The organism is Methanoregula sp., assembly GCF_041663825.1.
Classification (GTDB): domain Archaea; phylum Halobacteriota; class Methanomicrobia; order Methanomicrobiales; family Methanospirillaceae; genus Methanoregula.
The window spans coordinates 58,323-75,955 of the sequence record NZ_JBAYLY010000002.1; the positions used below are offsets into that span (position 1 = coordinate 58,323).

Genomic DNA, 17,633 nt, shown 5'->3' on the forward strand with positions numbered 1-17,633 from the left:
ATCTCAGTACTTCTCTAATTTTTAACCCGGGCAAAAGAAACCGTAAGATCTAAATTGACGGGTGGAATTGTGCGGGAAATCAACAGTATTTGCGCAGGCATTGCGGGACTGGTCATCATCGGGATACGGTATCCCGGTATTATTGTCTCATCGGAGAACATGCTTGAGATCCTGAACAAATGTTATCTTCGGGACATTGCACCGGGGCGGGTTGAACTGGATGAACTTTGGACATTCATCCAAAAACAAAAATTATCGTGTTGACTGATTGAAATACCCAGTATGTCGATACACTGGTGGATCTGTATTGTGAAGCATGTATCGATTATGGTCAGGTAATCAAAAGAAAAGAGGACAATCGGTTGGTTGAGATAATAGGGGTTAAAATCTTGGGAGATCCAGCGAGTTGTTTACACTATCAATAATTTCATTGATCTCAGTACTTCTCTATTTTCAAGTTGAATGAACAACCACCAAAAATTCATATAAGCCAGATCTGGACGCGGGAATATTCTTTTTGACAGCCGCCACCCTCCCTTTAGTGCAGGAAGGGGCACACCCCATTTGTACAAAAGTGGCGCCCCCCACCCCCGGGCCACAAGGGGGGGTGGGGGTATCATGCTTTTAAAAAATCGGTCGGGGGTCAGGGTGCCTCTCCTTTTTGGGAGCGGGGGGTACCCCCTTTGCAAGAAAAGAGGCCCCTACCCCCACTAAGCCATCGGCCGGCAAAATATACCTTCAGACGATAACTCCACGCGAAGCACAGGTTTTGGAAATGCAGGAAAAAGGGGGGTAGGGCCTCTCTTATGCCCGGACAGGGGGTGGGGGTACCCTGCTTTTAAAAAATCGGTCGGGGGGTCGGGGTACCTCTCCTTTTTGGGAGTGGGGGGTGCCACCCCGGGCTGGCAGGAGGGGGTACCCCCAAGGGACCGGGAATCGCTTCGGCAAGTCCTATTAAAATTCTGATGTTTGCAAAGGAAAATTTAGAGAAGTACTGGATCTGAAAAAAAAAACAAACAAAAGACACCGGCGATGATTGAGAAAATTTTAGATCATGTCTGGACATCGGGAGAATTTTTGTCACACCCTATTCAATTGCAGGATAGGTCATCACCCATTTTGCCTGTTACAGGGATTTTGAGAAAACCAGCCCCGGGCGATTCCCTATCTGAAGATTTTTGAATCATGCACGCATTTGTAGGTATAGGAAAAACCATGGCAATTGACTGGTACAAAGAGTTTGTCGACACAAATTATGAGCCGGCAAAAGACGACCTTGTCTGTCTCTATTATTTTGAACCGGCAGCGGGGATCACAAAGGAAGAGGCGGCCGGACGGATCGCATCCGAGAGTTCCACAGGTACATGGACGACGCTCTTTACGATGCCGCCCCGTATGAAAAAACTGGAGGCCACCGCGTTTGAGTTCGACAAAAATTTTGTGAAGATCGCCTACCCTCTCCAACTCTGGGAGGAAGGAAACGCCGTGCAGCTGATGAGCGGGATCGCGGGGAACATCTTCGGGATGAAGGCCCTCAAAAACCTGCGTCTCCTTGACGCCACGCTCCCGTCAGCCTATCTCCGGGGTTTTAAAGGGCCGCATTTCGGCATGGACGGGATCCGGAAGATGATGAAGGTCTACGGCAGGCCTCTGACCGGTGCAGTACCCAAGCCCAAGATCGGTTTCTCCGCAAAAGAGCACGCGGAGGTCGGGTACGAGACGTGGATGGGCGGTTTTGATTTCGTGAAAGACGACGAGAACCTCACATCGACCTCTTTTAACCGGTTCGATGACCGGGTAAAATATATGACAAAACTCCGGGACAAGGCCGAGAAGGAGACCGGGGAGAAGAAATCGGCGTTTTTAAATATCTCCGCCGATGTGGAGACCATGAAAAAGCGTGCCGATCTGCTCGCGGAGTACGGCTGGAACTACGCGATGATCGATGTGGTGGTCGCAGGAAATGCGAGTGTCATGACGATGCGGGACTACTGCTCGGATCTGGGCCTCGCGATCCATGCGCACCGGGCGTTCCATTCAGCCTTCGACCGGAACCGGAAGCATGGGATGACGATGTACTTCCTCGCAAAGATCATGCGTCTTATCGGGGTCTCCCAGATCCACACCGGGACTGCCGTGGGAAAACTGACCGGTACTAAAACCGAGTCGATCCTCCTTGCCGACCTGCTGCGGAAGAAAAAAATTACGGAGGTCCCGCACCAGTGCCTTGCTCAGGACTGGGGTTCCATAAAGACCGCATTCCCGGTCTCATCGGGCGGACTGCACCCCGGACTTGTCCCCGATGTACTCGATATCTACGGCAAGGATCTCATACTGCTGGTCTCAGGCGGCATCCACGGTCACCCGAAGGGTACCAGGGCCGGGGCACGGGCGACCATGCAGGCAATCGAGGCGTGGCAGGATGGCGTGACGCTCGAAGAGAAGGCAAAAAAAGCAACGGAACTTAAGGAAGCCCTCGCGAAGTGGGGGCACTATAAACCAAAGTGACGGCATTACCTTCATGCCGCATCCCAATCCCTTTTTATATCCCGGCAAAAACACTTAAAGCACCGTGACAGAATTCCAGCTCGTCTCCACTTTTCCCCCTGCCGGATCCCAGCCGGAAGCGATAGCGAAACTCAATGACGGGCTGGCAGACAATGCCCGGTGCCAGACGCTCCTTGGCGTCACCGGCTCCGGCAAGACGTTTACTATGGCAAACGTGATTGCGGCAGCAAACAAGCCGACCCTTGTCATCGCCCACAACAAGACACTTGCCGCCCAGCTCTACCAGGAGTTCTGCGACTTTTTCCCGAAAAACCGGGTCGAGTACTTCGTCTCGTACTATGATTACTACCAGCCGGAGTCCTACATCCCGGCAAAGGACCAGTATATCGAGAAGGACTCTGCCATCAACCCCAAGATCGAGATGCTCAGGCTTTCCGCCACCGCATCCCTCTCATTCCGGCGCGATGTGATCGTTATCGCATCGGTCTCCTGTATCTTTGGCTTGGGTAACCCCGAGAACTTCCGGAACATGGGTTTTGATCTTTCCGTGGGCCAGAAGATCACCAGAAACGAGATCATGAGCCGGCTCTTGGATATCCAGTTCGAGCGAAACGACATTGATCTCTCCCCGGGCCGGTTCCGGGTCAAGGGAGACACCATCGATATCGTGCCCGGGTATTTCAATGATATTATCCGGATCGAACTGTTCGGGGACGAGATCGAGAAGATCCGGGAAGTGGACAAAAATACCGGCGTAAAAAAAGAGGAGATGAAGTATTTCTATGTCTACCCGGCCCGTCACTTCGTCACCACGGAGAGCGCACAAAAAGCCGCGATCGTATCCATCCGGGAGGAACTCGATGAAGTCCTCCCCACACTCGGACTTATCGAGGCGCACCGGCTCCGGCAACGGACGAACTTCGATCTCGAGATGATCCAGGAGACCGGTTCCTGCAAAGGGATCGAGAACTATTCCCGGCATTTCGACGGGAGAAAGACAGGAGAAAAACCGTACTGCCTGCTCGACTATTTCCCCGAAGATTTTTTAATGATCATCGATGAGAGTCACCAGACGATCCCACAACTGCACGGGATGTACAACGGTGACCGGTCCAGAAAGGAAACGCTGGTGAATTATGGGTTCCGGCTCCCCTCCACGCTCGACAACCGGCCCTTGAAATTCCACGAGTTCGAGCAGTACATGAGTCAGGTAATCTTTGTCTCAGCGACGCCCGGGCCGTACGAACTCAGTCACTCCACGCAGCTCGTAGAGCAGATTATTCGGCCGACCGGTCTTGTCGACCCGTCGGTAGAAGTCCGGCCCATTGAGGGACAGACACTCGATGTGATAAACGAGACAAAAAAGACCATCACACGCGGCGACCGTGTGCTTATAACAACCCTCACAAAAAAACTCGCCGAGGAACTCTCCGAGTACCTTGCCGACCGGGGCATCCGCACCCGGTACCTCCATTCGGAGATCCAGACACTCGAACGCACCGAGATCATCCGCGAACTCAGGCTTGGCAAATTCGATGTGCTGGTCGGGATCAACCTCCTGCGGGAAGGTCTCGACATCCCCGAAGTCGGGTTTATCGGTATCCTCGACGCGGATAAGGAAGGGTTCCTCCGGGACGCACGGAGCCTGATCCAGATCATCGGGAGGGCGGCCCGGAACGTGAACGCGAACGTCGTGCTCTACGCGGACTCAATGACGGATTCGATGAAGACCGCTATCTCCGAGACAAAGCGCCGGCGCGAGATGCAGATCGCGTACAACAAAAAACACCATATCCTCCCACAGACGATCATAAAACCCGTAAAAGAAAAAGAGGTCGAGATCAAGGACACAAAATATGTGCCCCGGGCCGAGATCCCGAACGTTGTCATCGAACTTGAAAAACAGATGCGGGATGCGGCAGACAACCTTGATTTCGAACGGGCAATAGCGCTTCGCGAACAGGTAAAAAAACTCCATGAACGGCTGAAACAGGGGGGAACTCACCCGTAATCCCGGATTGCAGACGGACACCAGAATATTACACGGGAATATTACACAGGGTTGGAAAGAGATCTGTTAAAAAGAAAAGAGAGTCCGGCTATTTGGCCATACCTTTAGCAACCCCGGTCTCACCCATTTCAGGGACACCGACCATATAGTAACGCTTGATAAATTCCCGCACTTTCTCTGATTCAATCCAGCCCTGGTCAAGCTGGGTGACAATACGGTCGATCTCCCGTGCCTGAAGGATGATCTTATCCGTCACCTCCCCGGGGGCAAGGCTCGAAAGCCCCACGATCACGGCAAGCGGATTCCTGATATGGTCGCCAAGGACAGCAAACTGCTCGATATTCTTCTCTATCTGCTCAAGTGCCGATCTCTTTACTGCCTCCATCTGTTTCCTGTCGGTAATATCAATAAATGAGGCCATGATGCAGACAGGATTATCCTTTTCATTTTTCACGAGGTTGATCCAGAGCAGGATATAAAACGGCGTCTGGTTGGCTTTATAAATGAGGATCTCTCCAAACCAGCTACCTTTCCAGTGGAGTGCATCCTTTATCGCGTCGATCCCCTTTTTGGACGCGACATATTCCCACAAGGTTTTATGAAATAATTCATGTGCATCATTGTATTTCATCATGGTTACAAGGGAATGGTTCACGTAGGTGATCGTGAAATCGAGATCCATAATAGCAATCGCATTGATGGAGGAACTAATCGCATGATCTTTTATTATAAGCGCCTCCTCTGCCTGCTTTCTGGCCGTGATATCCACAATGGTACAGACAAACTGGTTGTCCGGGAGCATACCGGAAGAGAGCAGAACCCACCGGGATGTCCCGGTCTTTGTCATAAACCGGGTCTCAAGATTTTCCACACTACCCTGATTGGAAAGAATCTGGAAAAACCGGTCCCGGTCTGTCACGTCGGACCAGAGCCGCGTGAAGGGTATGGTGACAATCTCTGCGGGGTCATAACCAAGCGTGTCGGCAAACCGCCGGTTTACTTCCTTTATCATGCGATCGGAACTGTTCACGAGGCCTATCCCGGCTTCAGAATGGTTAAAGATACCCCGGTATTTAATCTCATTCCTGCGCATGTGGATTGCAAGGCTGGCGACGACGGCGGCAACACCTATCACGACAACGCAGGTGACAAATGCAGCAGCCAGTTCTCCCAGGGATCCGCCCGTGATAACTGCAACTATTCCGAGATAGATGGCAGCGATCACGGCGGCATACAAGATCCCCCAGCGGGGATACCAGTACGCTGCGATCACAATCGGGATATAAAGAAGGTTTGTTGCGACAGCCACGGTGCCGTAATAGAGCGCGAGGATGTTCACGAGAAGCGCAAGGATGGTTGTGGTGACGATAATGAATAGCCAGAGATCCACAAAACTTTCTTCACGTTCCCCAAAGGGAGATGTTTGACCTGTCATTAATTTGCACCTTCAAATATGAACCACTATTGTGAGAAACACTTTTCAAACGCTCTTTCCGTTCCTTCCCCGTCAATAATTTCACATTGCACAAATTGGTATTAACAATTTTTGGTTTGCATTTTACTAAATATAAGTAATGAGAGCGGCATTTTAACGGCGGGGTGATAAATCACCGTTTTTTGGATATTTATCCCTTTATCAACAGATACCGGGTATTTCACGGGTTAATAGGGCCTGTTTGCATGCCACGATAAAAGATGGAAGGAACGGGCCAATCGATCGCGGCTATAACCTTATCCGAAACCCCACTGGGCAAGCGTCGTGTGCGAGGGATCGACATCCTTCCAGCTCCAGCCGAGTGCTTCGATAATCCGGGAGATCGGCTGCTCAATGGTCTTTTCAAGCATCAGCTCCCAGTCGGGGACAAACTCTTTTGGCACCTGATCGGCATATTCAAAGCAGAGCACATCGGTCTTGGGGTACTTCCCGGTCACGGCTTTTATGTAGACACGCTTTGGTTTGCTGCCCTTCCCGAACTCCGTATGCAGGTATTGGTTGGCATACCGGGCACCCCTGACCTGGGCATCATCGGTCTCGTAATCGTCAAGGGATTTGCCGATCCCGCCCGGTATGCCGGCCTCGTCAAGCGTGAACTTCCCGGCACGGTACCTGGTAATAATACCGCCGAGATATGCTTTGATCTCGGAATAGTCCGTACCTGCAAGGATCATCTCCATTACTTTTGACTGGACGGTTTTTGTGATCTGCGGCGTGTCGCTGCGCCGGATCTCGAACCCGACGATGTCGATCTGGTCGGCGTCTTTTCCTTCCTTCCAGACGAGTCGTCCCGCGTACCGCTTCTTCTTTCCCGCCTGGAAGAACCGGGCATAGATCTTCTCGAACTTGATCGAGAAGTAATGGGTGTCGGCATTAAGTTCACGCTTTGCAAAATCTTGGTAACTCGCATTGAGTTGTTTTTCGAGCATCCGGGCCGTCTCGATGGTTTTTTCCCGGTCGAGCGGCGGGATCTGAACCATGCAGGAATCCGTATCGCCGTAGATCACCTTGTAGCCCTGCTGCTCGATGACGCGCCGGGTGTGCTCGATAATCGCCCGGCCCACCGAGGTAACCGCAGCGCCGATCTCCCTGTCGAAGAGCCGGAACCGGGTGTAGCCCGAGACCCCATAGTAGGTGTTCATGATCACCTTGAGTACGTTCTGCTGCATGTCGTAGAGGAGGTACTGCGGCGAGCCATAGGGGAAGGTGTTGCGGAGGTTTTTTCGTGCGTCCCGCTCCTTTAAAAGTTCCGAGAGGATACTCCGGGTCAGCCCGTCTGGCTGCTTTTTGAACCGGATGCCATTCGGGGCCACAAGTTCGCCGTCGGGATCTTTTGTCTCGGGCGAAGCGTTGATCGTCATCATCGCCATCGGGTAGAGCGATTTTAAATCGAGCACCACAACGTTCTCCCGCACACCTCTGCTCGGTTCAAAGACTGTCGCCCCTTCAAATTCCTCGGCATTTGCAAAACCCTTCGAAGGCAGGACATACTTCCCGTGGGCCTTCCTTAGGATGTAGACGTCAATCACGCTCGATGAATTGAGGGTCTTGTCAAGCGGGCACCCGACGTAGCGGGCGATCTCCCGGTAAAAACCGACGATGTTATCCTTTTTGTTGATCGCAACACAGAGCTCGACATCCTTGTAGTTGTATTCGACAAGAAGTGCCTGCTGCTTCTTCCAGAGATCGGAGACCGTGCCGGTGTATCTCACCTTGCTCTCCCCAACCTCCTCCTGGGCTATCGCATCGAGCCGGTAGGACTCCTTCTGGGTCGAATGCATCTTCTTGTAACCGGTAAGGAGATCGAAGAGCGCCCGGCCGCGGAGCGCGTTCCTCTCGGTCATGCCGGGCAGGCGGGCGAGCATGACCGGCGAGAGACCCAGTTTCTCCATCCTCCCGGTGATATAGGGCATATCGAACTCGACAAAGTTCCACCCTGACAGAACGTCCGGATCACGCTTGGCAATATACGCGCCGAATGCTTTGAGCATGGAGACTTCGTCAGCATACGTGCAGATGGTGTGGGTGCCTTTCCGGAAACAGCCGTTTACGAGACCACCTGCGGTTTCCTTTTCCGCGATCTCGGCAGGCATCACCCCGCCGCCGAACAAGAAGGTGACGTAATCGTCGTCAAACGAGTCATGGCAAGTGATGCAGATGATCGCATCCCGCTGGGTGTCCGGGAAACCCCGCTCATCTTCGCATTCGATATCTATCATGCAGACCCGGGCCGGCGCGTCAATCTCTGTGGGCACGAGTTCGTGGTAATCCACAGTCGTTTCTGCAGTTGATACGGCACCGGTGAGCCCGCTATCAATCATGAACCGGGTCGCAAAGGGAATATCGGCCTCGAAATGCCGGTACCGTTCCCGGAGATCCCGCACGTCACCCGGCCGGACAGTATACAGCCGTTTGAGTTTTTCGCCACGGATCGATCGGTAGATAGTATCGGGCTCGATAGTCACATTGGGGGAAAGTGTCTGGCCCACCTGATCCTCGGGTACATAGAAGTACGGGAGAAACCCGGTCACGTCAATCCGGTGCGCCGTCCCTTCCTTGTCACGCCCGAAGATATGGATGATTGGCCCGTCGGGACTGTTACTGTATTCCACCTGGTTGATCGCGATGGTCAGTAAACCGGACTCCTCAAGGGTGCGGGTAACGGTCAGGGTTTCTGCGGATCTTATGGCCTGTGCAGGCATGATCTAAGGCACCACCGTGCGGCAGAGATCCCGGACAAATGTCCCGGCCTGTGCCATTCCTGCCTTTTCCCATTCGTCAAGATCCCACTGCACGATCTCGTGGATACCCTCCCGCCCGACCCTGACCGGAACTCCAAGCGAGCACCCGGAAATACCATACTCTCCTTCAAGTACCGATGAGCAGGGAACTGTATCCCGTGTATCGGCAAGCAGCATCCGCAGGAGAGAGGCGATATGGTATGCCGGACCAAAGACAGTCCCACCTTTTCCTTTAATCACTTCCATGCTTGCACCACGGAGTTCGCTCGTGATCTCATCACGTCGCTCATCGGCTACCGGTTTTTTGAGCCGGGAAAAGACTGGTACCTGGTACTCCCCGTGCTCGCCAAGGACAGCGGCCGGGCCCTCTATATCCCGCATGCGAAGGGAAAGCGCGAACCGTGCACTGTCCAGTTGTCCGCCAAACCCGATACACCGTTCCCGGGGAATGCCGGTGAGATGGTGCAGGAGAAAATTGTTCACGTCCATAGGGTTTGTCACCGTGATAAGAAGGCCGGAAAACCCGTCAAGCAACCGGGCGCAATGTCGGGTCACGGGGAGGTTTACGGCAAGCAGGTCTGCCCGGGTCTTCACGGCAGGTGTTCGGGGCCTGCCGGCCGCAAAGACGCAGATATCGGCATCCCGTATAGCGCTGGTATCGGTCATAATATCGATTGGGAGACCGGTATGCTGGATATCGAGCACCTGGGCCTTGAGCAGGATGCTGGTGCGATCATACAGGGCAAGTTCATCTACGAGTCCCATCGCGGCAGCAAGATAGGCAACCTCCCCTCCGATTCTCCCGACACCCACTACCGCAAGCCGCACCATTTTTCGTCCAGTATTAGGTATGTATCTCCTGAATTTAAGTGACTACCGACAAGGTGATACCAAGTCCTCTAAACACAGATGCTCTTTATTATTTATCACGTCCATCTTGTGATGGATGGTCGTACTCAGGACGGGTCCGGTGACGGTCGGTGGTGTCGCACTTGACAACCACCTCATACTTGCCGCCGGGGTTCTCGGGACAACCGGAGCATCCTTATCAAGGATGCTTACCCGGGGCGCCGGAGGCGTGGTAACCAAGTCCATTGGCCCGCAGCCAAAGAATGGGCATGCAGGTCCCTGTGTTGCTGTGCTTGACAACGGGATTTTAAATGCCATGGGGCTCCCGAACCCATCTAGGGATTTTACCGAGGAACTACAATCGCTTAACAATAAACCGGTGATTGTCAGCATTTTCGGGGGGAACCCGAAGGAATTTGCCGAAGTCGCCGGGTGGTTTAAGGGAAAAGCCGCAGGCTTTGAACTCAACCTTTCCTGTCCCCATGCGGAAGGCTACGGGGCGGCGATCGGTGTCGATCCTGCACTTGTGGAGGCATGTACCCACGCGGTGAGTGCGCTCGGAATACCGACATGGGTGAAACTCACCCCGAATGTGACCGATATTACCACAATTGGAAAGGCGGCGGAACGTGGCGGGGCGACTGCGATCGTCGCCATCAACACGGTAAAAGCCATGCGCATCTCGACAGCACTCAGGCAACCGGTGCTCGGCAACCGGTACGGCGGGCTCTCGGGAAATGCGATATTCCCGGTTGCTGTCCGCTGCGTGTATGAACTCTACGAGGCCTGCACTATCCCCATTATCGGGTGCGGGGGAGTCTCGACTGCGGACAATGTGATCGAGATGATGATGGCCGGCGCCCGGGCGGTCGAGATCGGCAGTGCGGTTCAAAGGGATATCGGGATTTTTGAGACCATAAAAAGCGAGCTGTACGCGAAAAATGGCATAGTACCCGAAGAGATCGTGGGGTGCGCCCATGGATGACCAGTTACCCGTGCAGGTTTCCATCGCTGAGATAAAAAACGAAACGCCCTCGGTAAAGACATTCTTCTTTGACCGTGAGTTTTCCTTTGAACCCGGGCAGTTCGTCATGGTCTGGGTGCCGGGCGTGGACGAAGTACCTATGGCACTTTCCTCGGCAAAGAGCATTACTGTCCAAAAAGTCGGTGACGCGACCGGGGCCATGTTCGATCTTGCAGCAGGTAAATCGCTGGGTATCCGGGGGCCGTTCGGCAACGGGTTTACCAAAGGTGAGAAGATGCTTGCCATCGCCGGGGGTGTCGGGGCGGCACCCCTCCTGCCGCTCGCCCGTTCTGACTGTGTAATGACAATGCTTCTGGGCGCACGGACCGAGAAAGAACTGCTCTTTATCGACCAGCTGGACGAAAGCACCGATGTCCTGATCGCAACTGACGATGGGACGCTGGGACAGCACGGGTTCGTGACTGATCTTATGAATGACCTTCCTCTTGCCACGTATGACCGTATCGCTGTCTGTGGGCCGGAACCGATGATGCGGGCCGTGCTTGCAAAAATCGATGGTTTGGGATTTGCATCCCGGACAGAATTCTCCCTCCACCGTTACATGAAATGCGGGATTGGGATCTGCGGTTCCTGCTGTATCGACCCGGATGGCCTCCGGGTCTGCCGGGACGGGCCGATATTTTCCGGGGATCAACTCAAAAAGAGTGAGTTCGGGCACTACCTGCGGGACGCAAGCGGCAGGAAGAAGAATATCTGACCGGTACTATTTCCCCCGGACCAAGAGGTCTTTATAGTGAGTCCCAGTACTTCTCTATTTTCACGGTAAAAGAACAACCGCCGAAAATTCGTATGAGCCAGATCTGGAAGCGGGAGAACCCTTTTTTGGCAGCCGCCATTCTCCTTTATGTCAGGAGGGGGTACTCCCCCGCATTTGTACAAAGGTGACACCCCCCACTCCCGGGTAACAAGTGGGGGGTGGGGGTATCATGCTTTTAAAAAATCGGTCGGGGGGTACCTCTCATTTTTGGGAGCGGGGGGTGCCACCCCGGGCTGGTTGAGGGGGGTACCCCCAATGGATCGTGAATCGCTTCGGCAAGTCCTATTAAAAAATTCTGATGTGTGTAAAGAAAAATTTTGAGAAGTACTGAGTCCCGGGTCCTGTGACAAATATTGGTATAAACAATCAGGAAGAGTACCGGTTGCATCAATGTCAGGAGGCCGGCCTATTGGTCTTTTGGACAACCCGGTAACTTCCTTTTGGGACATGAATCTCGAACTTTGCCCCGTTTCCCGGAGTACCTGTTTCTTTTATGGAAAGTCCGGTAATACCAAGGATCTCCACGATCAAAAACAACCCGTATCCGGTATTGCGCGAATAGTCACGACGGAATATCCGCTCCTTTGCATCTTCGGGGATGCCGACCCCGTTGTCTTCGCATGAGAGAACCAGATCATTTTTGGTTTCATTAAAAAAGAACCGGATCGCGGTTACGTGCTTGCCGTGGATAAGCGCATTTTTTATCAGGTTTGCAAATACTTTTGAGAGCCCCGCATCTGCAAAGATCTCAAGATCATCGACATGCAGGTCGAGCGTCACATCTTTGAGATCTATCCAGGCAGTTGCCTCTTTGATGGTCGTGCCGATGTTGTGCCAACGGAACTTGCTCTCCCCGATGTCCTGGAAATCACGCGTGAACTGAATCTGCTTCTGGATTCTCCGGGTGCTCTCCTCGATCTTTCCGAGGTACTCGTGGAGGGCCGGGTCGGTCTCCACTTCCTGGATGAGCGAGAGATACATCACCATTGCGGTAATCTGGTTGAGGATATCGTGGCGGGTGATGCTGGAGAGGGTATTGAGTTTGTGGTTGGCAAGCCGAATTGCTGCCTCGAAACGTTTGCGTTCCTCGATATCGGCCACGAGTTCCTCATTTGCCCGCAGGAGTTCCCGGGTCCGTTCGGTCACCCGGCGCTCAAGGTCATCCCGTGCCCTCTCAATCACCTGATCTGCCATTTTGCGGGACGTAATATCAATCACAGAGCAAATCACGACATTGCCCGGGGTGACCGATGCAGAGACCAGAAACTGACGTATCGTTCCGTCACGGGCGGTAAAGTGTAATTCAATGTCTCCGGTCTCCCGGCCTTCCTGGATCTGCCGGACAAACCGGTTACGACTTTCTTTATCAGGCATGATGCGCGACAGATCCGTACCGATGAGTTCTGGGATCTCGTACCTGAGCATCTGTGCACATTTCCCGTTGATCTCAGTAAGTTTCAGGGTGTCCCGATCGAACGTGAAGATACCCGTCAGGGAGTTATCAAAGATACCCTGGTATTTCCGTTCCTCCTCGCGCAGTCCCGCGGCAAAGGATGACGTAACAGCACCGATGGTGACGAACACCACAAACCACGCAGTCGAGACCGCAACGGCATTTGGGTTAAAACCGCTGTAAAAGTAAACGAGCAGGAGATACACCGTGCTGATCCCAAGTGAGAAGAGCACACCCCGCTCCGGGTAGAAATAGACAAACAGGATGATGGGGAGGAAATAGATGAACGGGAAAACATCGTAAATGCCACGGGAGAGGGAATAGATTGTAGACGATATGGTGACGAGAAGCGCGATAATGATCGTGACCGTCCAGTATATCTGCTGCTTTTTTACCGGAGCAAAATCCCCGGTCATGGTTGTTTCTTTCCTTCGCATCCGGAATCGTCCCTGTGTTCCCCTAACAGGAGAGAATGTTCAAGTGTACGGCGCTCTATGATCTCAGCCCGCAGGTCCTCGTTTATCTTTTCGAGATGCGCGGTGCGTTCCCGCACCTGCCGTTCAAGTTCTTCAAGCGTCTGGCGGATCTCCTCATCGGCAACTTTTGCATCCGTAACGTTCGTAACTGAACAGAGTACCGTATCCTTTGTCACGTAGAGGGGGGAAATAATGCAGCGGAGCATGCCGCCATTTTTCTGCCGGAAAAGGGATTCTGACATCACGCCGGTTTTTTTAACCTTTACCTCATCAATGAACCGCTGTTGTGAATCCGAATCCATCCACACTGTATTGACCGGTCTGCCCTCAAGATCTTCCCGGAAATACAAAAGCCACTGAGCACATTTCTGGTTGACCCTACGGATACGCAGGGTGCCGGGGTCAAAACAGAAGATTCCCTCCCGGTTATTTTCCATGATATGCCGGATCCTCACTTTTTCTTCCAGGAGCCCGTTCGCGTAGGAAGATGCAACCACAGCAAGGGTGATAAATATGGCAAACCATGCGGTGGAAATGGCAACAAGGATGGGATCGAACGCCCCGAGCAGGTATACAAGGATAATATAGATGATACTGATGGCAAGCGCGAAGAGGATAGCACGCCGCGGATAGAAATAGACGACACAGATAATGGGGAAGATATAAAGAAACGGGAAGACCGAAGAGATGCCATGGGTGAGGGAGATGAGGGTGCCGAGGATCGCACTGATCGATGCTATGGCCACGATAAAGAGTTGCAGCCTTTCCTCCTTATCGCATGAGAATGGTCCCATTTACTTGTATGCTCCCATATGACAGGGACGAGACTCAACCTGCCACTACACTTCGTTACTCAACTGTGAATCTTAATACATATAATGTTAGAGGAAGGGATCTAAAAATATGCGAGAGTATTCCAGGCAATCGCCTCGTACTCTCTCTATGCCATCACCCGCACCTGCGGGGCACTTATGGGATTTTTTCTCCGAACTCTTCTGACGAAGAGCGATTGATATGCTCCAGTTCTTCGAGCTTGTTGATGTTCGTGAACGTTCTGAGATCCGGATCGAAAGCCCGCAGTTCATCAACCGGGATGTACCGGGTGTCCATGGACTGGATCATGGCACGCAGCGAGAGGGAGGTGTGGCCTTCCAGATAGGTCAGGAGAGCAGTCCGACGGTAAACTGCGTGAAGGGGTTCAAGCATCCATTCATTCCACTGGGGGATGACCGCTTCGTGCTGGCCAATGGCCTCGAAAAGATATGAGATTACTGCGGTTTCGATGCAGGGCATATCACAGGCCGATACAAAGACAAGTTCTCCCTTTGCCGCAAGAGAACCGGCGTGAAGCCCGCCGATAGGGCCAAGACCCTGCCGGATGTCGCTTATGCAGGTAACACCGTCGATCTCACGGAAACGGGTGCATTGCACTGGGTTGCGGGCGACAATAACAATCTCATCCACAACTCCCGAGAGCGAACCGACCAGCCGTTCGATGAACGTCTTTCCCTCGTACGTAAAGAAGTATTTTTCCTGGCCATTTGCCCTCCGTGCCTCGCCTCCCGCAAGTATTACCGCAGATCGCATCAGGGTACTCCAGAACCATTACAATATTTTCCCGGGTGGCAATTAGAGATACCGAAAGAGTCTGGCAGATAACCACACATCCTGTTCACTGCCCCGCCCGTTTTTTGCCTTTCTGCTCCAGCACAAGAAGCAGTTCCTTGATCTCAAGTGCCGGAGAGAACCCGCCAATACCGTCTGCCGCCACGATCCGATGGCAGGGCACAACGAGCGGTGTCGGGTTATGCGCCATCGCACGCCCAACGACACGCGGCGAGGTGCCTACCAGTGCCGCGATCTGCCCGTACGTTGCGGTGCTGCCATACGGCACCTTCCGGACGGCCCGGTAGATCCGGGCAGAGACGGTATCTCCTTCGCAGGCTATGGTTGCGAGCCCAGACAGGTCCACAGGATGGCCGGCGCAGTATTTCAGGATTGGCGGCGGGACCGGGCCGGGGATGCCCGTGGGAGCAAACCGGATACGGTGAATCGTATCCCCGCTCCACCAGACATGGACATGCCAGAGACCGAGCCGGCAGGATCCCCCGGTCACTTCCATTTCGCGATCACCTCGCGGAACTGCGTACTGTCGCACTCGATCATCTCTTCCTGTATCCAGACAGGCAGCGCCGATTTCACGCGTTTTTCAAGGAACCGGCGCTCGCCGAGCACGAGCACCCCGCGATCCTCGGGAGTGCGCAGCACGCGCCCGAGCGCCTGGAGCGCCTTGTTAATCGCCGGCAACGTGTAACAGAGGAACTCTCCCTCCTCACCGTACTTGTGCCGGAAGTACTCGATGACCATCTTCCGTACCCGGTTAAAGGGAGCAAGCGGGAGACCTATAACCATCGCACCGGCGAGCATCTCTCCCCGGTAGTCCAGTCCTTCACTCCACTTACCGCCGCACACGGCAAACATGATCCCGGACTCTCCCTGCGTGGGAAGGGAGAGGAACTCATTGAGTACAGCGCCGGCACCTGCCGCGTCCCGGGGCTCGATGTAGATTTTCCGACGGCTGATCGTATCGGCGGCGAGCGATGCGTATGATTCGAGGATCTGGTAACTGGGAAAGTAGATCGCCCGGTTTTTCTTAAGCGCCGCAAACGCGGCAATGTACCGCACGATCCGGTCCGTGTTCTCCTTGTTCTGCCGTAGGGAATAGGCAGTGGTGATATCGGTCGCGCAGCAGATGAGCCTGTTCTTCTTTGGGAACGAATTGGGCAGCGCAAGGGTGGCCACCTTCGCGTTATTGAAATAGAGGCGCCGGTAACTTTCGACCGGTGAGAGCGTGCCCGAGATCATGATACAGCAGGCATGTGATGAGCAGATCTCGGTGAGCGGGGCGGACGGATCGATATTTCGCACCTCAAGGATGATCCCCTCTTCAGTCCTTTTGTAAACCGTGAGGTATGCGGGGTTATTCGAGGACTGGGAGAGCCGGTACATGAAAACGGTCAGGCGCTCGATCGCCGTCTCGCGGAACTCGCCGGCCTTCTGGTTCCTGTCCCGGATCGTCTCGGCAAGGCCCATAAGTTCGTCGACAATATCGTCCATGTCCTTCCAGAGCGAGCCTTTGACGATCATCCGATCGAAGATACCGGGATCGAACCAGTCCTCGGGTTCTGTCGAGTTGGCGAGCCCCCGGATGAACTCGGTGAGCCGGGGAAGGACATGCTGAACAGCTTCTGCTCCCTTGTGGTGGCGTTTCATGCCCGAGAGCTCGCGGATGGCCTGCTCAAGATCCTTTTCCGCAAGCCCGATGCTTTCGATCGACTGGATCGTATCCCCGCAGTTGTGGGCCTCGTCGATTAAGAGCATCACGTCCTGCGACTCGACATTGAGGTTTGCGTAGAGCTGCTCACGGATCTCGCGATCGAAGAGGTGGTGGTAATTGAGGATGATCACGTCCGCGTTCTTTGCGGCGTGCATCATCAGTTCATACGGGCAGATATCACCGGCAAAACCGGCCAGTTCCTGCGGTCGGACAGGATCCGTGAGCACCCGCTCGGACTTCGAGCGCACCGTTGTCGAAGGCACCATCTTGAGGCCCCCGGTGTCCCCGGGCACGAACATCTTGCTCGCGATAAAATACGGGCAGATAAGCGGGTGCTCCCGGTCCATTCTCCGTATCTGCTGGACAATAAAGGGATCTTTTATCGGGACAAGGGCCCCTTTCTCCGCCCGGTCGCGCATGAGCGAGGAGGAAAATGTCTTGACCCCCTCGCAGCGCCGGTACACGTCGCCTTCGCCACCCAGAGGGCACATGCTCTTTTTCCCGACCAGGTACACGATCTTTAACTTCGGCTGTTTCTTTTTGACAAGCGCCAGTTCCCGGATAAAGGTGGTGAGCTGGCTGACCGTGCGGACAGCGATCACAATTTTCCGGTTTTTGCGCTCCGCAAGAAGTGATGCAACCACGCTCGACTTCCCGCTCCCGGTCGGCGCATCGATCATACCGATCCCGCCCTCCCGGGCGACCTCTGCAGCAAATGCAAGCATTTCGCGCTGGTGGGGGCGGTATTCCGCATACGGGAAGAAAGGATCGAAGCTGTCCATTGCTGGAGTACCATTGGCACCCGGATGTTTTATGGGTGTGGGACTGAGGGAACGTGTATCTTATCGCCCGCGATCCGGTGACCCTTGCAGGGTCGCATCGCATCATTTCGAAAAACAATCGGCCCGGGCTTTTTAAAAAAAGGGGACCCCCCCCACCCCTGCCCGGATTCGTCCGTCGT

General features: G+C 53.9%; 13 protein-coding genes. 5 read left to right on the forward strand and 8 right to left on the reverse strand.

The window, feature by feature from the left end; all coding sequences use genetic code 11:
- The first annotated feature begins 54 nt into the window (after positions 1-54).
- The 3 genes from WCX19_RS01470 (at position 55) to uvrB (ending at position 4,519) form a co-directional block, all read left to right on the forward strand.
- Complete coding sequence (locus WCX19_RS01470) at positions 55-264, forward strand: hypothetical protein (protein WP_373003898.1); 210 nt, start codon at positions 55-57, stop codon at positions 262-264.
- Positions 265-1,185: 921 nt separating this feature from the next.
- On the forward strand, positions 1,186-2,508 hold the full coding sequence (rbcL, locus tag WCX19_RS01475) for a type III ribulose-bisphosphate carboxylase (RefSeq protein WP_373003902.1): 1,323 nt from the start codon (positions 1,186-1,188) through the stop codon (positions 2,506-2,508).
- 64 nt (positions 2,509-2,572) lie between these two features.
- Positions 2,573-4,519 carry an excinuclease ABC subunit UvrB gene (gene uvrB, locus WCX19_RS01480; RefSeq protein WP_373003905.1) on the forward strand — a complete coding sequence of 649 codons (1,947 nt, stop codon included), beginning with the start codon at positions 2,573-2,575 and terminating at the stop codon, positions 4,517-4,519.
- A gap of 88 nt (positions 4,520-4,607) precedes the next feature.
- On the opposite strand, the gene WCX19_RS01485 is transcribed toward uvrB, so the two are convergent.
- The 3 genes from WCX19_RS01485 to WCX19_RS01495 all read right to left on the reverse strand — a co-directional run bounded on the left by WCX19_RS01485 (position 4,608) and on the right by WCX19_RS01495 (position 9,586).
- On the reverse strand, positions 4,608-5,954 hold the full coding sequence (locus tag WCX19_RS01485; RefSeq protein ID WP_373003909.1) for a PAS domain-containing protein: 1,347 nt from the start codon (positions 5,952-5,954) through the stop codon (positions 4,608-4,610).
- 296 nt (positions 5,955-6,250) lie between these two features.
- Positions 6,251-8,716, reverse strand: a complete 2,466-nt coding sequence (locus tag WCX19_RS01490) for a DNA-directed DNA polymerase (protein ID WP_373003912.1) — start codon at positions 8,714-8,716, stop codon at positions 6,251-6,253.
- A 3-nt stretch (positions 8,717-8,719) separates the two neighbouring features.
- A complete protein-coding gene (locus WCX19_RS01495; RefSeq protein ID WP_373003915.1) occupies positions 8,720-9,586 on the reverse strand; it encodes a malate dehydrogenase in 867 nt (288 codons plus the stop codon).
- Positions 9,587-9,701: 115 nt separating this feature from the next.
- Here WCX19_RS01495 and WCX19_RS01500 point away from each other — a divergent pair, with 115 nt between their 5' ends.
- Both WCX19_RS01500 and WCX19_RS01505 read left to right on the forward strand, forming a co-directional pair.
- Positions 9,702-10,589, forward strand: a complete 888-nt coding sequence (locus tag WCX19_RS01500; RefSeq protein WP_373003919.1) for a dihydroorotate dehydrogenase — start codon at positions 9,702-9,704, stop codon at positions 10,587-10,589.
- Positions 10,582-11,346, forward strand: a complete 765-nt coding sequence (locus WCX19_RS01505; RefSeq protein WP_373003922.1) for a dihydroorotate dehydrogenase electron transfer subunit — start codon at positions 10,582-10,584, stop codon at positions 11,344-11,346. Before WCX19_RS01500 ends, WCX19_RS01505 begins: the two co-directional genes overlap by 8 nt.
- Before the next feature lie 453 nt (positions 11,347-11,799).
- On the opposite strand, the gene WCX19_RS01510 is transcribed toward WCX19_RS01505, so the two are convergent.
- The 5 genes from WCX19_RS01510 to WCX19_RS01530 form a co-directional block, all read right to left on the reverse strand.
- Positions 11,800-13,296: an ATP-binding protein gene (locus tag WCX19_RS01510; RefSeq protein ID WP_373003925.1), complete on the reverse strand. Its 1,497-nt coding sequence runs from the start codon at positions 13,294-13,296 to the stop codon at positions 11,800-11,802.
- Positions 13,272-14,129, reverse strand: a complete 858-nt coding sequence (locus tag WCX19_RS01515; RefSeq protein ID WP_373003928.1) for a PAS domain-containing protein — start codon at positions 14,127-14,129, stop codon at positions 13,272-13,274. The genes WCX19_RS01510 and WCX19_RS01515 overlap by 25 nt, the downstream gene beginning before the upstream one ends.
- A 175-nt stretch (positions 14,130-14,304) precedes the next feature.
- Positions 14,305-14,922 (reverse strand): molybdenum cofactor guanylyltransferase, encoded by a 618-nt coding sequence (locus tag WCX19_RS01520; protein WP_373003931.1) that lies wholly within the window; start codon positions 14,920-14,922, stop codon positions 14,305-14,307.
- An 85-nt stretch (positions 14,923-15,007) separates the two neighbouring features.
- Complete coding sequence (locus WCX19_RS01525) at positions 15,008-15,457, reverse strand: MGMT family protein (protein WP_373003934.1); 450 nt, start codon at positions 15,455-15,457, stop codon at positions 15,008-15,010.
- Complete coding sequence (locus WCX19_RS01530; RefSeq protein ID WP_373003937.1) at positions 15,448-17,454, reverse strand: ATP-dependent DNA helicase; 2,007 nt, start codon at positions 17,452-17,454, stop codon at positions 15,448-15,450. Before WCX19_RS01530 ends, WCX19_RS01525 begins: the two co-directional genes overlap by 10 nt.
- Between the last annotated feature and the right edge of the window lie 179 nt (positions 17,455-17,633).